This is a genomic window from Desulfovibrio aminophilus DSM 12254 (assembly GCF_000422565.1).
Classification (GTDB): Bacteria; Desulfobacterota; Desulfovibrionia; order Desulfovibrionales; family Desulfovibrionaceae; genus Aminidesulfovibrio; species Aminidesulfovibrio aminophilus.
On sequence record NZ_AUMA01000007.1, the window covers coordinates 235291 to 252514 of the forward strand.

Sequence of the window (17224 nt, forward strand, 5' to 3'; positions counted from 1 at the left end):
CCGCCCCCGGCGCGTTATTTCCCGAGCAGACCCAGTTTCTCCAGTTCGGCGTACAACTTTTCCTTGATCACAGGCTTGACGATGTAGCCCGAGGCCTCGCCCTCGTGGAAGGAGCGGATGACCACCTTGGGATCATCCAGGGCCGTGGTCATGATGACCCGCACCGGGCGTCGCGTCTTGGTCCCCCGCTCCTCGCCCCGGATGATCTCCAGGGCCTGCATGCCGTCCACCTCGGGCATCATGATGTCCATGAGGATGAGGTCATAGGGGCGGCCCTCCTCGCGGGCCAGCCTGAAGGCATCCACGGCCTCCTTGCCGTTGACCACGATATCCACGTCGAAGAGGGTCGTCAGGTAGGAGAGCAGGATCTTGCGGCTCAGGAATTCGTCTTCGGCGATGAGGGCTCTCATGGCGTGTCCATCCTCCGCTGGCCCGGGTGTTCCATACCTTATGGTCTCGGGCCAATCGTGTTTCTTGTCAATGCTATCGCGGAAAATATAATGCCCGTTCTTGCGTCGCGCCGGGGCATGGGGTAGGAAGCCCTCCATGTCCAAAGAGCGCACCCCGGAACGGGAAGAACGCATCCGCGACGTCATCGCCCATCGCCGCAAGGATCTCACCCTGGTGATGGACAACATCTGGGATCCGCACAACGTCTCGGCCATTCTCCGCAGCTGCGACGCCTTCGGGGTTCTGCGCGTACACCTGCATTACACCACCGAACCCTGGCCCGACCTGGGCAAGAAGTCCTCGGCCTCGGCCAAGAAGTGGATCGAGCGCGTACGGCACCAGGACGCCGCCTCGCTGGTGGGCCGGCTCCACGGACAGGGCTTCCGCATCCTGCGCACGGGTTTCTCGGACACGGCCAGACCGCTCTGGGACTTCGACCTCTCCGGGCCGACCGCCGTGATCCTGGGCAACGAGCACAGGGGCGTGTCCCCGGAGCTGTGCGCGCTGGTCCCGGACGAACTGTTCATCCCCATGCGCGGCATGGTCCAGAGCTTCAACGTTTCCGTGGCCGCAGCCCTGATTCTCTATGAGGCCATGCGCCAGCGCCGCGAACGCGGCCTGCTGGACCAGCCCTCGTTGAGTCCGGAGGAGATGGAGCGCCTGGCCGCCGACTGGCTCACGCGCTAGCCGTCTCCGCGCGCAATTCCCGCTCCTTGACCGCGAGGTCGTCCCAAAGCCGGTCCAGACCGGACTCGGCCAGACTCTTGATCTGCTCCTGATCGTACAGGCATTCCAGCTTGACCTTGTTGCCGAGCACTTGGCCCACGGCCGCCGTGCTCTTGGCGCGGGCCAGGCTGGAGTGCTGCACGTGGCGCACGGCCAGGCCGCCGTCGTAGAGCACGGGCACCCCGGCCAGGTTGGCCCGGAGGTCGCGTTCCAGGTCGTCGAATTGGGTGGGGCTCAGGCGCAGATCGAAGTCTCCCACCGTGTCCAGGGTGCTCACGCGCAACGCGTGGCAGCAGCCCGACACGGACAGGGTTCGGCGGACGTAGGAGAAGAGCCCCAGGTCGAGGCCCGAGGCCGTGTTGTCGAAGAGGTGGATGTTTTCGGGAAAGCCCGGGAAGGATTCCACGCCCTGACGGCCGGGCAGGAGGTTGTAGTCCGCCGACTGCAGGCAGACCGGCGCGGAGGCCGAGACGATGCGGCAGCCCACCACCCCGGCCTCGGGGTGGGCGCGGGCCGTGCCCAGGAGGCGGGCCAGCCAGCCTTTGGGCAGAACCACGTCGTCGTCCAGGAACACGGCATGGGTGGCGGCGCGGACCCGGGGCAGGGAGAGCAGCCAGTTGCGCGCGGCCGGGGCGCCCACGTTCACCGGCAGGGAGACGATTTCGAGAGCCCCCTCGGGGAAGCGCTCCCGGACTTGGCGGAGCATGTCGCCGGCGCCGTCCGTGGAGCCGTTGTCCAGGACCGCCACGCGGGCTCCGAGGAGGTCCGGCCCGGCGACCCCCTCCAGGGTGGCCCGCAGCAGGTCGCGTTTGTTCCAGGAGTAGAGCAGGACCACGGCGTCCGAGGCGTCCCGGGCCGGGGCCGGGGCGTGGCGCAGGGCGTGCAGTTTGAGGGTCAGGTGCGGGTGCCAGGGCAGCCGCCGCCAGAGGGTCTCCAGCCGTTCGCGGGCCTCGGTCTCCCGGCCGAGGTGTGTGAGCGCCTCGCAGGCCGCCAGCAGCCGCCAGTGGCCGAAGCACTCGCCCAGGGCCTCGATGCGCTCCAGGGCCTCGTCCGAGGCCGCATAGAAAAAGGTCCACTCGGCCAGGAGCCGGTCCCGCAGGGGCAGGAGCGCCGGTTCCCAGGCCGTGGCCTCCAGCATGTCCCGGGGCAGGTCGGCGCGACCCAGGCGCATGAGCCAGTCCCAGGTCCGGGCCAGCCAGGCCGCGCCCGTGCCCGGCGTCCGCAGGCGGGGCAGGAGGTGCCGGAGCACCAGGGCGTGTTCCCCGGATTGCATCAATGCCTGCCAGTCGTCGGCCGGGAAGGGCAGGGAGAGCAGGGCGTCCAGGCGTTGCGCCAGGACGTTCGCCGTTTCGCCGCAGGCGGGGCCGTTTTGTCCCGCCTCCAGCAGCAGGCGGCAGGTCCCCTGGCTGAGGGGATCGCGCTGCCAGGTCCAGGCGGCCATGCCCCGGGCCAGGGGTTCCAGGGCGGGATTCTCGGCGGCCATGGCCAGGGTCCGCCGGGACAGGGCCAAGCGCGAGTCGGGTTCCTCGAAGCCCAGCGGCAGGCCGGGAAAGAGATGGCGCGGCGCGGCGGCGTCGGGTGAGGGTGCGGGCATGGCGGCCTCCTGGTTCCCGCTTTACGGGAAACATCGGGCATTGAAAAGCCGGAAGCGAGAGTCTATAGGCTTCCGATGCGCGAGGAATTTCCCGACATCCGCGTCGCCGTGGACGCGCTGCTCCACGGCGGTGTCCTGGTCTATCCCACGGAGACGCTTTACGCTCTAGGTTGCGACGCCCGCAACATCGCGGCCGTGTCCCGGGTGCTGCGGCTCAAGGGGCGGCCCGAGAACAAGCCCCTGCCCGTGGTGGTCGCGGACCTGGATGGGCTCGGCCGCATCCTTGAGGGCGAGATGCCCGGAGACGTCTTGCGTCTGGGCGAACGCTTCTGGCCCGGCCCCTTGTCGATCCTCGTGCGTACACGGGGGCTGGCCCCGGCGGTCCGCGACGGCGAGGGATTCACCTCGGTGCGGGTCACGGCCCATCCCCTGGCCGCCGCGCTCTGCTCTATCTCCGGAGCTCCTCTGGTGGCCACCAGCGCCAACCTGAGCGGGGAGCCCGCCGCAGCCGTCCCGGAGGAGTTGGACCCCGTGCTGGCCGTGCGGGCCGACCTCGTGCTGGACCAGAAGCCCTGGCCCTCTGGCGGCTTGGCCTCCACTGTGGTCGCCCTGGAAGGTCCCGGCCGCCTGCGGCTCATCCGCGCGGGGGCCGTGTCGATCCAGGCGCTGGAGGCCCGCGGCTTCATCGTCTCCTCCGGGAATTGACCCCGGCCGGTTTTTTCTACCGTCTCCGCCGGGGGCGGCATAATTTTCATTTTATTAACGATTACTGGTTGTTGCTGCGGTTCGCGTGACCTTTGGCGCGGGCTGTCGCGGTTCGCGTGTACAAAAAATGGGCCCGGCGGCATAGTTTCGCATTTGTAGACCGGGCGTCGTTGGCAATGCATAATATATTTATATTATTTAATATTTTGTTTTTTCAAGGGTCGGGCCCGAGGTTGGCACGCTCCCTGCTATGACTCAAGCATCCTTTCTTTTGCACCGAAGCACGAAACGGGCTTCCGGGGGTGGTCCCCGGGAGCCTTTTCGTTTTCCGCGTCCGGCGTCCCCGCGCCACGGGCCCTGAGCGGAACGTGGCCGGGCCGGTTCAGTTTTTTCTTCCCCGGGCCTGGTTCTGGGCAAAATTCATATTCAGCTTTTAAAACATATGGTTGCGATCGCTGATGCCGCCGACCGAGGCTCAAGAGCGAGCACGAGGTGCAAAAACTGGAACCGTTTCGCCCCCTGGCGGATAGGACCAATGTTGGTGGCTGATGGGTATTTTACTTTGAATTCATTGGATAAAAAATAAATGCGCACATGCGTCCTAGAGTTGGCACGCTCCCTGCTATGACTCAAGCATCCTTTCTTTTGCACCGAAGCACGAAATGGGCTTCCGGGGGTGGTCCCCGGGAGCCTTTTCGTTTTCCGCGTCCGGCGATTCGGCAGAGGAGGGGGAGCGGATCCGGCTTCAGCCCCCATCATCTTTTCACTTCGGATTTGATGCGCTTTTCAGCCCCGATGTACTTTCGGATCAGGCGTGAGGCCTTGCTCTGGCTGATATTCAGGTGTCTCGCCACGGCATACGAACTGCCGTATTCCGCATAAGCTCTCACAATAAGAGTTTTGGCTGTGTCTTCCATCGTCTGATCGAAGGTGCGTTCCTGGACTTGAGACCCAGCGCGTGGCGCGGCGTCGCGCACATTGGCCGGAAGATCGTCGAGCGTGACCCTGCCGGAGGGCAGAGTCACTGCCAATTCCTCCATCACATTTTCCAGTTCCCTGATGTTGCCGGGCCAGGGATATGCCTTCAATGTCTTGAGCGCGGCTTGTTCCATCCGGTGGGTCTTTCCATACTTGCCGCCAAATTTTTCCAGGAAATGGCAGGCCAGGGGGATGATGTCCTCTTGTCGTTCCCGCAGCGCCGGAAGCTGGAGATGCAGCACTTTGATTCTGTAGTAGAGGTCTTGGCGGAACAGCCGGTCTTGCACCATTTTGGTCAGATCGCGGTTGGTGGCGCAGATCAGGCGGACATCCACGGGAATATCACGCGTGGAACCCAGACGGCGTATCACTCTGTCTTGGAGCGCGTGAAGCAGTTTGGCCTGCATGGGGGGAGGCAGTTCGCCGATCTCGTCCAAAAAGAGCGTTCCGCCGTCGGCCAGTTCGAACATGCCCGGCTTTCCTCTGTTGGCGGCGCCCGTGAACGCGCCGGGCTCGTATCCGAAGAGTTCCGTTTCGAGGAGTTCACTGGGGATGGCGGCGCAGTTGATGGAGACCATGCGCTTGGCTGCCCTGGCTCCCATTTCATGAATGAGATGCGCGAAGAGGCTTTTACCTGTGCCGGTTTCACAGGTCATGAGCACTGTTGAATCCACCATCGCATATGTCTTCGCCTTTCGAATCACGTCCTCCATTTTTTGGCTGCGGGCGATGAAGCCCCGCGATTCCATGAGTTCCAGACTCAAGGATTTGAGTTTGCCTTCGAATTGAGCGAGTTCCCTTTTCTGGTTTCGGATTTTAGCCAGGGCGCGTTTGAAGTCGGTAATGTCGCGGGAGTTGGTGACGATGAACGTGAGGTCGCCGGCGTCGTTGAATATGGGCACCGCGCTGACCAGAAAGTGTTTGCCTGACCGAGTGTTCTGTTGAGTGATTATCTGCCGTTTTTCTTCGATGACCTGTGCTCCGATGCAGCAATCAAGCACCCCTTTATCGGTGAGTTCGGCGATATGTGTTCCGATGACTTCGTCGGCCTTAAGGCCGTAATTCTTCTCGCATACCGGGTTGACATACACGACCACGCCCTGGGCGTTGATGAGCGAGATTTCGTCGTAGGAGTTGTCCAGGATGAGTTTGAGGGTGGTGAAATCAAGTTCCCAGATGTTTTTTGGGGTCGACATGCCGCAACCTCCCATTGGCGAAAAGTCAATTTTGACTTGTAGAGTCTGTTTTGACTGATCTGGAAAAATTCTGAACCATGTTCGGCTCAAGCGCAAGAGAGGCTGTTCTCTAAGTCATCATCGACTTATGGTGGAGCCGGGGAAATGCGGCAAATTGAGGGGCGAAAGAGATACGCCCTGAGTGAAAAAGTGATAATATTAAAAAAAACAAAATGTTATGATGGTGTGCCGAGTGATTGTGAATTATGGAACGCTTGTTGCTCTCTCTGTTTAAGTTCAAAACACTTACAGGGAGGATTGCTTTGAAACAGATTATTTTGTTGTGGGGTGTGCCCCGTTCGATTTCCACTGCATTTGAGAGGTATTTTATTGAGCGTAAAGATTTTGCTATAGTGCATGAACCTTTTTCTTACCCGTACTACTTTGGTGAAAACAGGCAGACGGGCATCGTTTATCAGACTATAGATGAAAGCATGCCGAAGACATATGACGGATGCGTTGATTGGATTTACAAGGAAGCGCAGGAAAAGCCGGTGTTCGTGAAGGACATGAGCTTTCAGCCCTTTACGCACGTCATGAAGGACGACTCTTTCTTGGGCAATATCACCAGCACATTTTTGATCCGTGATCCCAACATCACCATCCGCTCCTACTATGGGATGCAGCAGGATCTGAGCGCCGAGGAAATCGGCTTCGAATGTTCCTGGAAGCTGTTTGAAAAAGTACGGGATTTGAGCGGCAAGGAGCCTGTCGTGGTTCAGGCCGAAGATTTGGAAGACAATCCCGAAGGCACCATGCGCGCCTACTGCGAAGCCTGCGGCATCCCCTTCATCAAGGAGGCCCTGTACTGGAAGGCCGGCACCCCCAAGGTCTGGGAGCATTGGGCCGAGTGGCATGGAGACGCCATCAACACCTGCGGCATCCAGAAGAATGTCGAGAAGTTCGATTTCGAAATCAAGGACAAGCCTGCCCTGCAGGCGCTGTATGATCACCACCGTCCCTTCTACGAGAAACTGAAGGCGCACGTCATCCGTCCGAAGAACTGAGCAACCCACGGAAAGGCCAAGGATCATTCGATGTCGACACTGGCTATTGAGAAAGCACGGAAAGCGGATCTCGGGCTGAGTCTAACCCACGCCAAGAAGGGACTCGGTTGGGGACTTCTCTCCGGAATCGCTTGGGGTCTCGACGCGACACTCCTGGCCATCGCCTTCACTCTCGCCCCTCTCGCCGGCATAGGCTCCGCCATTACGGCGAGCCTTGTCGGCACGGCGGGCAAGGAAGGCTTTGGCGGGCTGTGGGTCGTAGGCAACTGTCTGGTTCAGGGCAAGGGGGCCGAGATATTGCGGGCCCTCAAGACCAAGCCCGGCAGGCTCTGCTGTTTGGCCGGCCTCCTGGGCGGCCCCATCGCCATGAGCTGTTATGTCTTCTCGGTCTATGCTGCCGGGCCCGCGTACGCCGTGAGCATCGCCACCCTGTATCCTCTGTTCGGGGCGGTGTTCGCCATGCCGATTCTCAAAGAGAAGATGCAGCCGAAAGTGCTGGCGGGGATTGGAATATGTGTGATCGGCGCCATCGTGATCAGCTATTCCCCCGCCGATCTGGAGACCTACCCCAATTTCTACTGGGGGTTGTTCTTCGGTCTGTTGGCCAACGTCGCCTGGGGCATGGAGGCGGTCGTCTCCACCTTCGGCATGGATCTGCTTGACTCCGACGTGGTCCTGAGCATCAGGTATCTGACTTCGGCGTTGCTTTACATTCTCATCATCCTCCCCCTGGCGGGGGGGCTCGGGCTGGCGGTCGATCTGCTGACCACTGCGGAATCCCTGTCCATATTCGTGGCCATCGGCCTGACCAGCAGCCTGGCTTATCTGGCTTGGTACAAGGCCATGAACATGACCGGCGTAGCACGCGCCAACGCCTTGAACAACACCCATCTCATGTTCGGAATCTTCTTCTCGTGGATGATTCTGGACAGCGAGATCACACTTGGCCTCATCGTCGGAAGCGTGTTGATTCTCTTCGGAAGTCTCTCCGCTCTCACGGATAAAGAGGCCTTGTTCAACCTGAGAAAGGTGTGATGGGGTAATACATGAAATTGCCGATCAAATTCAGGCTCCTGCAGATGATAGCCGCAGGCGGGGTGCGCACTACCTCGGATGTCTTGAGAGTGCTTCAGATGGAATACTCCGGCGAACGTTGTGTCAACAGCAAGACAATTACCGAGTATCTTCAATCGCTCCGAGTTTGCGGGCTGTTGGAGATGGACTTGACCGGGGAATTTGATGAATTCGGTGTCCCGGTGAAGAACTGCCGTGTGACGGAATACGGCAAGGGGCGGCTCACATTCATCGCCGCTTCATAACCCGACAACATATGGGCCCTTCGGCTTCGCCAGGGCCCATATTCCGTTCTGGAGTCCTTTATGAACGAACAAGCGAATAATCCCAAGTTGAGCATGGCGACGATCTTGCCGACCTTGATTTTCGCGGCGTTGTCCCTGATTCCGCTCGTGCTGTATGAAAAGGAAAGCGCCGCCGCGCTCGACGGCTTCTTCAACTGGTTCAAGACCACGTTCGGCTCCATGTATCTCCTCTTGGGGCTGGCCTCCCTGGGGATATGTCTCACCCTGGCGTTCAGCAAATATGGGAAGATCAAGTTCGGTGAACCCGACGAAAAGCCTCAGTTCTCGACCCCCACCTGGGTCGCCATGCTGTTTTGCACCGGAGTTGCTGGCGGAGTCCTCTATTGGTCCATCGCCGAGCCACTTTATTATCTGGCTTATCCCCCGTTTTACGCCGCGCCATTATCCACAGAGGCATTCACTTGGGCTGGATGCTACACATTTTTCCATTGGGGACCGTTGCCGTGGTCCTTCTACATCATCTGTTCACTGCCACTGGGCTACGTCTTCTTCGTGCGCAAGAAGAATCTTCTGCGTGTCAGCGCTTCCTGTGATGATCTTTTCGGCGATCGCGTACGCAGGCCCGTTGGGGTGACGCTGGATATTTTGTTCGCCATCGGTCTGCTGGCCAGCAACATATCCATCGCGGGCTTCACCGTGCCGATGGTGGCCGAGGCGTTCTCCACCGCCACAGGCCTCCAGGCCGATTATTCCATGCAACTCGGCGTGTTGGCCGTCATTGCGGCGATCTATTTCACCAGCACATTCATGGGACTGGAGAAGGGCATCGCCAGATTGTCCAATTTCAACGTCGGGGTGGCGATCGCCATGTTGTGCTTCGTGATCGTCATCGGCCCGACATCCTTTCTCTTGGACAACTTCGTCAACGGTGTCGGAAACTTCATGCAGAACTTCTTCCGCATGAGCACCTGGACCGATCCGTACACCGCGGGAACTTTCCCGCAGGACTGGACCATGTTCTATTGGGCGTATTGGATCACGTACGCTCCGTTGACCGGTCTCTTCGTCGCCAGAATTTCGCGGGGAAGAACCATCAAGCAGATCGTGATCCATGGGTTGTGTTTCGGGATGCTTGGGGCGTGGGTCATCCATGGAGTCTTCGGTGGCTACACCCTGTTCACCCAACTTACCGCCGCCGCGGGTTCCTCGCCCATCGACGTCATGAAGACCGCGGGCATCTTCCCGGCCATCGCCTCGGTGCTGACCACGCTGCCAATGAAGATCTTGATGTTGTTGAGCTTCTGTGTCTTTTCCGTCATTTTCTTCGCCACCAGTCTCGACTCCTCGGCCTACGCCATCGCCCTGGCCTGCACGGACAACCTTGACGAGAAAGCCACGCCTTCCTGCGCCCACCGCATGTTCTGGGCCGTGATCCTGGCCGTGATACCGGCTGGTCTGCTCAAGGTCGGCGGATTGTCGGCCCTCAAGGGTTGCGTCAACGTGGCGGCCATTCCCATGACCATCATATCGGTTCTCATGGTTGTGGCCTTGTTCAAGGTGATCGGCCAGGACAAGAAATCGGGCAGACTCAAGCTGGACTGACGCGTTCCGCCAAAACCCTATGCCGCCCCTTCAAGGATCCGCTTACCTCCTTGCCTGCGGATCCTTGCTTCCGACGGCAGTTCAGCGCCATCTCTGAGTGGATGGCAGTGAGTCCCGCCCCGGTCCCGCTTCAAATGAAGCGGGACCTTTTCCTTTTCGGCGCCCGGCGATTCCCTTCGGCAGGGAGGACGGGCGGCAGGACGGGTGAGGTTCAGTTTTTCCTTCTTCAAGCCTGAACCGGGCATGATTTTGTTTTGTCCTGCTGAAGCAACATGTTGAGATGTGATGTGGGGCGCGGGTTGTTGGCCGTGGCTGTGGAGGGTGCAAAAAGTGGAACTGTTCCGCCCGGCGGAACGCGGCGGGCTTGCCGTGCGGCTTTGCGCTATTGCTCTTAATTCATTGTATAAAAAATATCATTGGTCCGTCGTCAGAAGTTGGCACGCTCCCTGCTATAACTCAAGCATCCTTTCTTTTGCACCGAAGCACGAAATGGGCTTCCGGGGGTGGTCCCCGGGAGCCTTTTCGTTTTCAGCAGCTCGAGATTTCCTGAAGCGTGTATGATAATCTGGTAAAACTGGTTTTTCTCATCTTTCGTGACATTGTGCGGTGGCAATAGTTCCGGTATGATACAAAGTATGCGATGCGGCGGGACGCCCCCTCGCGGAAAGTGGAAAGACGACACGATGAACGACCGGAAATGTACGCATTGCGGCGCTCCCTTGCCGGAGCCGCGCAATCCCCTGCCCACGGTGGACGCCGTGATCTTCGATCCGTCCTTGGGCGTGGTCCTGGTGGAGCGGGCCAATCCTCCGCTGGGCTGGGCCTTGCCCGGAGGATTCGTGGACCGGGGCGAAACCTGCGAGCAGGCGGCCGTGCGCGAGGTGCGGGAGGAAACGGCCCTGCGCGTGGTCCTCACGGGTCTGCTGGGGGTCTATTCCGATCCCGCCCGCGATCCCCGCGGGCACACCCTGAGCGTGGTCTACACGGCCCAGGCCGCGAATCCGGCCGATCTGCGGGGGGGCGACGACGCCCGCTCGGCCCGCTTCTTTCCCCTGGGGGAGTTGCCGCCGCTGGCCTTCGATCATGCCCGCATCCTGGAAGATTTCGCCCGTGACCTCGGACGCCGGAACCCCGGCCCCGCAAGCCCCGGCTTGGCCGGGTCGTGAGAGAGCCATGGCCGGAAAGCCCCTCGTCCTTTTTCTCGCTTCGGAGATGTACCCCTTTTCCAAGACCGGCGGCCTGGGCGACGTGCTGGGCGCGCTGCCCCTGGCGCTGCACCGCAAGGGGATCAACACGGCGGTCCTCACGCCCATGTACGGGCGGCTCTCGACGGCGGGCTACAAGCTTCGCCTGACCCAGTCGCACATTCCCGTGGGCTACCCCTGGCCTCCGGTCACGGCCGACGTCTACCAGACCGACTACCACGGCATGCCGGTCTACTTCCTGGCCCGGGGCGAGTATTTCGACCGGCGCTTCTACTACAATACCTACGACGGCGACTACTTCGACAACTGCGAGCGGTTCAACTTCTTCTGCCGGGCGGCGTTGGAGTTCGCCTCCCGGCTGCCCGAGCCGCCGGCCGTGATCCACGCCCATGATTGGCAGACCGCCCTGGCCCCGGCCTACGTCTCGTTCCTGCGCAAGAAAGAGCCCCGCTGGGCGGCCACCCGCACGGTCATGACGATCCACAACCTGGCCTTCCAGGGCCGCTTTTCCTCCCGTCTGTTCTGGGAATGCGGCCTGGATCACGCGGCCTGGCACATGGATGGAGCCGAGTACTTCGGGGACTTCAACCTGCTCAAGGCGGGCATCGCATACGCCGACGCCGTGACCACGGTGAGCCCGTCCTACGCCCGGGAGATCCTCACCCCGCAGTTCGGTTGCGGCCTGGAGGGCATTCTGAACAAGCGGCGGGCCGTGCTGCGGGGCATCCTCAACGGCGCTGACTACGACGTCTGGGATCCGGACGGCGACAAGTTCCTGCCCTGTTCGTACAACCCCGGAGATCCGGACGGCAAGCGCGAGTGCAAGAAGTCGCTCATCCGTGAACTCTATCTTTCGGACCAGCTTGAGGACAAGCCTCTGCTGAGCTTCATCGGTCGCATGCGCGGGCAGAAGGGCATCGACCTGCTCACGGAGATCATCCCTCGGCTGATGAAGAAGCAGGTGGGCGTCGTGGTTCTCGGCGAGGGCAACCTCAAGCATGAGGCGCGGCTGTTGGAGCTCATCGAGGAATACCCCGGCCGTCTGGCCGTGGTGGTGGGCTATTCCGAGGATCTGGCCCACCGCATCCAGGCCGGTTCGGACATCTTCCTCATGCCCTCGCGCTATGAACCCTGCGGCCTGACCCAGATGTACGCCCTGCGTTTCGGGGCCATTCCGGTGGCCACGGCCGTGGGCGGGCTCATCGACACCATCAGGCCCTATCCTGATCCGGCAGCCACGGGATTCACCTTCGCCGAGCCCAATGCCGAGCAGTTCCTCTGGACCATCAACCTGGCCATCAAGCTCTGGCGGGAGGAGAAAGCCGCCTGGGTCGCGATGGTCGAACGGGCCATGTCCCAAGCCTTCACCTGGGAGCGTTCGGCGGGGGACTACATCAAGCTCTATGGCGACATCGGCGCGCGTCTGGAGTGAGACGGCGGGTGAAGATTTCGCGACGCCCTTGCCTGCCGCGCTGGAAATGACTACATTCGCAAGTATTGAGGTCAAACCGCTTGCATTGGGTCTTCGACCCAAAGGAGCAGGGAAATGAAGATGCAGGACGTCCGCGCCATGGCCAGGAGAATGGAGGTCAAGATCGGCAACATGAGCAAGAAGGACGCCATCCGCGCCATTCAGAGGGCGGAGGGCAACTTCGATTGCTACGGCCGGGCCGAGGGAGGGTTCTGCGATCAGTCGGAGTGCCTGTTCTACGACGACTGCATGAAGCAGTCCGCAGCCGAAGACAACTGACAGTGAACACGTCCCGGACCATTCCGGTCTACATCCCCCCCTTCGACCTCCACCTCTTCGGCCGGGGCGAACACTGGGATCTCCATCGCATCCTCGGGGCGCACCCGCACACCCCCGATGAAGGCGAGGCTGCGGGCCTCTCCGGCTACCGTTTCGCGGTCTGGGCTCCCAACGCCCGGGCGGTGAGCGTCGTCGGGGACTTCAACGGCTGGCGCAGCGAGCGCCATCACTTGCATCCCGTGGGCTCTTCGGGCATCTGGGCCGGTTTCATCCCAGGTCTCGAGCAGGGGACGCTCTACAAGTATGCGGTGCGGCATCAGTCCGGCCATCTGGCCCTGAAGACCGACCCCGTGGCCTTCTTCGCCGAGATGCGCCCGGGCAACGCGGCCGTGGCCTGGACCCTGGACAACCACGAGTGGAGCGACCAGGATTGGATGGCCGCCCGCAGGGCCGTCGGTCCCCGCCTGCGTGAACCCATGTCCGTCTACGAGGTCCACGCGGGTTCCTGGCGTCGCCGCGACGGCCGTTTTCTTGCCTGGTCCGAGTTGGCCGACGAGCTCATTCCCTACGTCCGCGACCTGGGCTTCACCCACATCCAGTTCATGCCCCTGGCCGAGCACCCCTTGGACGAGTCCTGGGGGTACCAGACCAGCCACTACTTCGCCCCCACCTCGCGCTTCGGCCGCCCCGAAGACCTCAAGGACTTCATCGACCACTGCCACCAGGCGGGCCTCGGCGTGATCCTGGACTGGGTTCCGGGGCACTTCCCCAAGGACGACTGGTGTCTGGGACGTTTCGACGGCACGGCGCTCTACGAGCACATGGACCCGCGCAAGGGCGAACACCCGGACTGGGGCACCTACATCTTCAACTACGGCCGCAACGAGGTGAAGAACTTCCTGCTGGCCAACGCCCTTTACTGGCTCAAGGAATTTCACATCGACGGGCTGCGCATCGACGCCGTGGCCTCCATGCTGTATCTGGACTACTCCCGCAAGGAAGGGGAGTGGATTCCCAACGCCTTCGGCGGGAACGAGAACCTGGAGGCCATCCACCTGCTCCAGGAGCTGAACACCGTGGTCCACGCCCACTTTCCCGGCGCGGCCATGATCGCCGAGGAATCCACGGCCTGGGCCGGGGTTTCCCGTCCCACCTACACCGGCGGCCTGGGTTTCACCTTCAAGTGGAACATGGGCTGGATGAACGACACCCTGGACTATTTCCACTACGAGCCCATCCACCGCAGCTTTCACCAGAACAAGCTGACTTTTTCCATGATCTACGCCTTCACCGAGAACTTCGTGCTGCCGCTGTCCCACGACGAGGTGGTCCATGGCAAGGGCGCGCTGCTCTCCAAGATGCCCGGCGACATGTGGCAGCAGTTCGCCAACCTGCGGCTGCTCCTGGCCTACCAGTGGGCGCATCCGGGCAAGAAGCTCCTGTTCATGGGGGGCGAGTTCGGCCAGTGGAACGAGTGGAACTCCCAGATCGAGCTGGACTGGATTCTGCACGACTTCGACACCCACACCGGCGTGTCCCGGCTGGTGGGCGACCTGAATCGCCTGCTCCGCGCCCTTCCGGCCATGCACCGCGAGGACCACTCCTGGCAGGGCTTCGAGTGGATGGACTTCGCCGACAACCAGGCCTCGGTCCTGGGCTTCGCCCGCAAGGCCCCGGGGCAGGCCTCCGTGCTCTGGGTCTTCAATTTCACTCCCGTGCCGCGCCAGGGCTACGCCATGCGCTGCCCCGGCCCAGGCTGGTGGCGGGAGATCCTCAATTCCGACGCCGCCATCTATGGCGGTTCCAACCTGGGCAACAACGGCGGCGCCGAGGCCTTTCACCGCGAAGGGCGGGGCTGGAGCCTGTCCCTGACCCTGCCGCCCCTGGCCGCCGTCGCCTTCACGCAAGGATGATCCTTCCCATGACCAAGACCATCTGTCTGACCCTGGGCGATCCCGGGGGCCTGGGCCCGGAGCTGGTCCGGCGTTTCTTCGCCGCCGTCGCGCCCAAGGGCCCGGTGATCCTCATCGGCCCGGAGCGTTCCCTGGCGCGCCTGGGCGACCCCTTCTACGAACGCCTGGATGATCCCTCCGCCCGGCCCGGGCGTCCGGGGCTTTATCTCTTCGAGCCGCCGGAACTGGCCGGGCTGGACGTGCCCCCTGGCCAGGCCACGGTGGCTGGAGGTCGCGCCGCCGGATTCAGTCTGGAATGGGCCGTGCGTTTCCTGCTCTCCGGCCAGGCCCATGGGCTGCTTACCTGCCCGTTGAACAAGGCCATGCTTCAGGCCGCCGGGTTCGATTTCCCCGGCCACACGGAGTTCCTGGCCGAACGCCTGGGCACCGGGCCCGAGGGCCACTGCATGCATCTTTGCGGTCCGGTCCTGCGCGTGAGCCTGGTCACCACCCATCCGCCGCTGGCCGACGTGCCGCGTCTCGTCACCCACCAAGCCGTGCTCAACTGCCTTCTGCTGACGCACGCCTTCGTCCGCCGCCTGGGCCTGCCCGAGCCCGTGGCGGTCTGCGGTCTGAATCCCCACGCCGGGGAGTGGGGCCGCATCGGCCGGGAGGAGATCGAGGTCATCACCCCGGCCATCGAGGAGGCCCGCGCCCTCGGGCTGAACGTGGCCGGGCCCATGCCCGCGGATACGGTTTTCCACTTCGCGGCCAAGGGGCGCTATTCGGCGGTCCTGGCCATGTATCACGACCAGGGACTCGGCCCGCTCAAGCTTCTGCATTTCGGCGAGGCCGTGAACACCACCCTGGGCCTGCCGTTTCCCCGCACCTCCCCGGACCACGGCACGGGCTACGACCTCGTGGGCACGGGCCAGGCCCGCCTGGACAGCTTCGTCGCGGCTTACGAGCTGTTGGAGAAGTTGGTGGAGAAGGGGAAAAAATAGGCCTCCGGCGGCCAGGGGCCACTGGCCCCTTGACCCCTTTCAATGCGACGGCGCGTCCGCCGGGCAAGGCCCGGCGGACGCGCCGTCGCATGTGGGCATCATGGAAAAAGGCCGGAAGGCCGGAGCGTATTTCTTTTTATTCCTCGCGCATCCGGCGGGCGCACTTCTCGAAGTGCAGGCCGCATATTGCCATTTCCACGGCCGTGGGGAAGGCCTTGAACTTGGTGAACAGAGTCTTGAGGATGAGTTTCCAGTAGAGAAGCCGGGCGTGGGAGCGCAATCCGATGGTCCAGAAACTGCGGAACAGGGCCACGGTTTCGTTCCAGGTCACCCGGGAGAAGGCCGTGGGCCGGTAGTGCTTCAGGAAGGTGTTCACCCGGGCGTAGTACTCCTTCGGGGCGTAGAGGGAGTTCACGAGGTCCTTGTAGCCCTTGACCAGGGTGTCCACGCCCATCTTGGGGATGAAGTTCAGGCTGCCGTCGGTGTTCTCCCCGCTCGTTTCGCCCAGGAGCCGGTCCTCAGCCTGGAGCCGGTGCCAGAGCCGCGTACCGGGCAGGGCCGCCAACATGCCGACCATGGCCGTGACCACGCCGATCCGCTGGATGAACTGCATCTGGGTTTCGAAGATGCGCTCCGTGTCGCTGTCGAAGCCCACGATGAACCCCGCCATGACCTGCATCCCGTTGGACTGGATGGCGTTCACGGCCTTGGCGAGGTCCAGGGTCGTGTTCTGGAGCTTGCTGCACTCCTTGAGACTGTCCAGGGAGGGCGTCTCGATGCCCAGGAAGACCTTGTGGAAGTTGGCCGCGCTCATGAGCCGCATGAGTTCCTCGTCCTGGGCGAGGTTCAGGCTGGCCTCGGTGAAGAAGGTGAAGGGGAATTTGCTGGCCTTCTGCCAGACGATGAGTTCGCGCAGAAAGGTCTTCACCTTGTCCTTGTTGCCGATGAAGTTGTCGTCCACGATGAACACCGAGCCGCGCCAGCCCGCCTTGCGCAGGGTTTCCAGCTCGCCGAGCATCTGAGTCGGGGACTTGGTGCGCGGCACGCGGCCGTTCATCACGATGATGTCGCAGAACTCGCAGTTGAACGGGCAGCCGCGTGAGAACTGCACCGACATCGTGGCGTAGTTCTTCATTTTGATGAGCTGCCAGAGCGGGGCCGGGGTCTTGGCGATGTCCGGTTTCTCGTCCGAGGTGTAGCGGGGCTGGGGCGTTCCGGCCAGGAAATCGCGCACGAACATGGGCAGGGTGATCTCGCCCTCGTTGAGCACGAGGTGGTCCACGCCCGGAAAGAGTTCGGGGGCGGCGGTGAAGGCCGGGCCTCCCGCCACCACGCGTTTGCCCGCGGCCTTGGCCCGGTCGATGACCTCCTGGGCGCTCTCTCGTTGCACGAGCATGGCCCCGACGAAGACCAGGTCGGCCCAGTCCAGCGTCGCGTCGGTCAGCGGCTCCACGTTGAGATCAACGAGTTTTTTTTGCCAGCCGCCGGGAAGGATGGCGGCCACGGTGAGCAGCCCGAGAGGGGGAAAGGCGGCCTTCTTGGAAATGAAACGAAGGACGTGTTTGAAGCTCCAGAACGTCTCGGGATATTTCGGATTGATCAGCAGGATGTTCATGACCCGCCTCCGTTTTTCCGGTTCCCTTTGACCTTCCTATAGCGGATTGCCGGGGCGAGGTGAAGAGGCGGCGACCGCTTGTGGACAGAAAAAGCCCCGGTCGCGTCGGGCGCGGCCGGGGCTTTTGGGGGCATTGTCACGG

15 protein-coding genes are annotated in these 17224 nt (G+C 62.2%); 11 read left to right on the top strand and 4 right to left on the bottom strand.

Annotated features, from left to right (window positions below):
* Positions 1-14 precede the first annotated feature (14 nt).
* Positions 15-410: a response regulator gene (locus tag H587_RS0104720; protein WP_027175289.1), complete on the bottom strand. Its 396-nt coding sequence runs from the start codon at positions 408-410 to the stop codon at positions 15-17.
* Positions 411-546: 136 nt separating this feature from the next.
* Here H587_RS0104720 and H587_RS0104725 point away from each other — a divergent pair, with 136 nt between their 5' ends.
* On the top strand, positions 547-1137 hold the full coding sequence (locus tag H587_RS0104725; protein WP_027175290.1) for a TrmH family RNA methyltransferase: 591 nt from the start codon (positions 547-549) through the stop codon (positions 1135-1137).
* On the opposite strand, the gene H587_RS17295 is transcribed toward H587_RS0104725, so the two are convergent.
* The gene (locus H587_RS17295) at positions 1127-2770 is read right to left on the bottom strand and encodes a glycosyltransferase (protein WP_034608552.1); all 1644 of its coding nucleotides are present in this window, start codon (positions 2768-2770) and stop codon (positions 1127-1129) included. The genes H587_RS0104725 and H587_RS17295 overlap by 11 nt on opposite strands.
* Positions 2771-2845: 75 nt before the next feature.
* Here H587_RS17295 and H587_RS0104735 point away from each other — a divergent pair, with 75 nt between their 5' ends.
* Positions 2846-3475 carry an L-threonylcarbamoyladenylate synthase gene (locus H587_RS0104735; RefSeq protein ID WP_051202443.1) on the top strand — a complete coding sequence of 210 codons (630 nt, stop codon included), beginning with the start codon at positions 2846-2848 and terminating at the stop codon, positions 3473-3475.
* A 755-nt stretch (positions 3476-4230) separates the two neighbouring features.
* On the opposite strand, the gene H587_RS0104740 is transcribed toward H587_RS0104735, so the two are convergent.
* Positions 4231-5649, bottom strand: a complete 1419-nt coding sequence (locus H587_RS0104740) for a sigma-54 interaction domain-containing protein (protein WP_027175292.1) — start codon at positions 5647-5649, stop codon at positions 4231-4233.
* 302 nt (positions 5650-5951) lie between these two features.
* Between H587_RS0104740 and H587_RS0104745 the strand changes: the two genes are divergently transcribed.
* The 9 genes from H587_RS0104745 to pdxA all read left to right on the top strand — a co-directional run bounded on the left by H587_RS0104745 (position 5952) and on the right by pdxA (position 15467).
* Positions 5952-6695 carry a sulfotransferase-like domain-containing protein gene (locus H587_RS0104745; protein WP_156904449.1) on the top strand — a complete coding sequence of 248 codons (744 nt, stop codon included), beginning with the start codon at positions 5952-5954 and terminating at the stop codon, positions 6693-6695.
* A 30-nt stretch (positions 6696-6725) separates the two neighbouring features.
* On the top strand, positions 6726-7730 hold the full coding sequence (locus H587_RS0104750) for a DMT family transporter (protein ID WP_027175294.1): 1005 nt from the start codon (positions 6726-6728) through the stop codon (positions 7728-7730).
* 11 nt (positions 7731-7741) lie between these two features.
* Positions 7742-8014, top strand: coding sequence for a hypothetical protein (locus H587_RS0104755; RefSeq protein ID WP_027175295.1), 273 nt, complete (start codon positions 7742-7744; stop codon positions 8012-8014).
* Positions 8015-8074: 60 nt separating this feature from the next.
* Positions 8075-9616, top strand: coding sequence for a BCCT family transporter (locus H587_RS17300; RefSeq protein WP_051202444.1), 1542 nt, complete (start codon positions 8075-8077; stop codon positions 9614-9616).
* Positions 9617-10299: 683 nt separating this feature from the next.
* The gene (locus H587_RS0104765; RefSeq protein WP_027175296.1) at positions 10300-10782 is read left to right on the top strand and encodes an NUDIX domain-containing protein; all 483 of its coding nucleotides are present in this window, start codon (positions 10300-10302) and stop codon (positions 10780-10782) included.
* Between the two features lie 7 nt (positions 10783-10789).
* On the top strand, positions 10790-12253 hold the full coding sequence (glgA, locus tag H587_RS0104770) for a glycogen synthase GlgA (RefSeq protein ID WP_027175297.1): 1464 nt from the start codon (positions 10790-10792) through the stop codon (positions 12251-12253).
* A 114-nt stretch (positions 12254-12367) separates the two neighbouring features.
* Entirely contained in the window at positions 12368-12571 is a 204-nt protein-coding gene (locus H587_RS0104775) for a hypothetical protein (protein ID WP_027175298.1), read from the top strand.
* 2 nt (positions 12572-12573) lie between these two features.
* Positions 12574-14484, top strand: a complete 1911-nt coding sequence (glgB, locus tag H587_RS0104780) for a 1,4-alpha-glucan branching protein GlgB (protein ID WP_034608554.1) — start codon at positions 12574-12576, stop codon at positions 14482-14484.
* A gap of 8 nt (positions 14485-14492) precedes the next feature.
* Positions 14493-15467 (top strand): 4-hydroxythreonine-4-phosphate dehydrogenase PdxA, encoded by a 975-nt coding sequence (pdxA, locus tag H587_RS0104785; protein ID WP_027175300.1) that lies wholly within the window; start codon positions 14493-14495, stop codon positions 15465-15467.
* Positions 15468-15603: 136 nt separating this feature from the next.
* Here the strand turns inward: pdxA and H587_RS0104790 are convergent, their stop codons facing one another.
* Positions 15604-17082: a B12-binding domain-containing radical SAM protein gene (locus tag H587_RS0104790; protein WP_027175301.1), complete on the bottom strand. Its 1479-nt coding sequence runs from the start codon at positions 17080-17082 to the stop codon at positions 15604-15606.
* Between the last annotated feature and the right edge of the window lie 142 nt (positions 17083-17224).

Excerpts from the sequence above, each read along its gene's own strand:
- H587_RS0104720 (WP_027175289.1), bottom strand. The coding sequence starts at position 410 with ATGAGAGCCCTCATCGCCGAAGACGAATTCCTGAGCCGCAAGATCCTG.
- H587_RS0104725 (WP_027175290.1), top strand. The coding sequence starts at position 547 with ATGTCCAAAGAGCGCACCCCGGAACGGGAAGAACGCATCCGCGACGTC.
- H587_RS17295 (WP_034608552.1), bottom strand. The coding sequence starts at position 2,770 with ATGCCCGCACCCTCACCCGACGCCGCCGCGCCGCGCCATCTCTTTCCC.
- H587_RS0104735 (WP_051202443.1), top strand. The coding sequence starts at position 2,846 with ATGCGCGAGGAATTTCCCGACATCCGCGTCGCCGTGGACGCGCTGCTC.
- H587_RS0104740 (WP_027175292.1), bottom strand. The coding sequence starts at position 5,649 with ATGTCGACCCCAAAAAACATCTGGGAACTTGATTTCACCACCCTCAAA.
- H587_RS0104750 (WP_027175294.1), top strand. The coding sequence starts at position 6,726 with ATGTCGACACTGGCTATTGAGAAAGCACGGAAAGCGGATCTCGGGCTG.
- H587_RS0104755 (WP_027175295.1), top strand. The coding sequence starts at position 7,742 with ATGAAATTGCCGATCAAATTCAGGCTCCTGCAGATGATAGCCGCAGGC.
- H587_RS17300 (WP_051202444.1), top strand. The coding sequence starts at position 8,075 with ATGAACGAACAAGCGAATAATCCCAAGTTGAGCATGGCGACGATCTTG.
- H587_RS0104765 (WP_027175296.1), top strand. The coding sequence starts at position 10,300 with ATGAACGACCGGAAATGTACGCATTGCGGCGCTCCCTTGCCGGAGCCG.
- glgA (WP_027175297.1), top strand. The coding sequence starts at position 10,790 with ATGGCCGGAAAGCCCCTCGTCCTTTTTCTCGCTTCGGAGATGTACCCC.
- H587_RS0104775 (WP_027175298.1), top strand. The coding sequence starts at position 12,368 with ATGAAGATGCAGGACGTCCGCGCCATGGCCAGGAGAATGGAGGTCAAG.
- pdxA (WP_027175300.1), top strand. The coding sequence starts at position 14,493 with ATGACCAAGACCATCTGTCTGACCCTGGGCGATCCCGGGGGCCTGGGC.
- H587_RS0104790 (WP_027175301.1), bottom strand. The coding sequence starts at position 17,082 with ATGAACATCCTGCTGATCAATCCGAAATATCCCGAGACGTTCTGGAGC.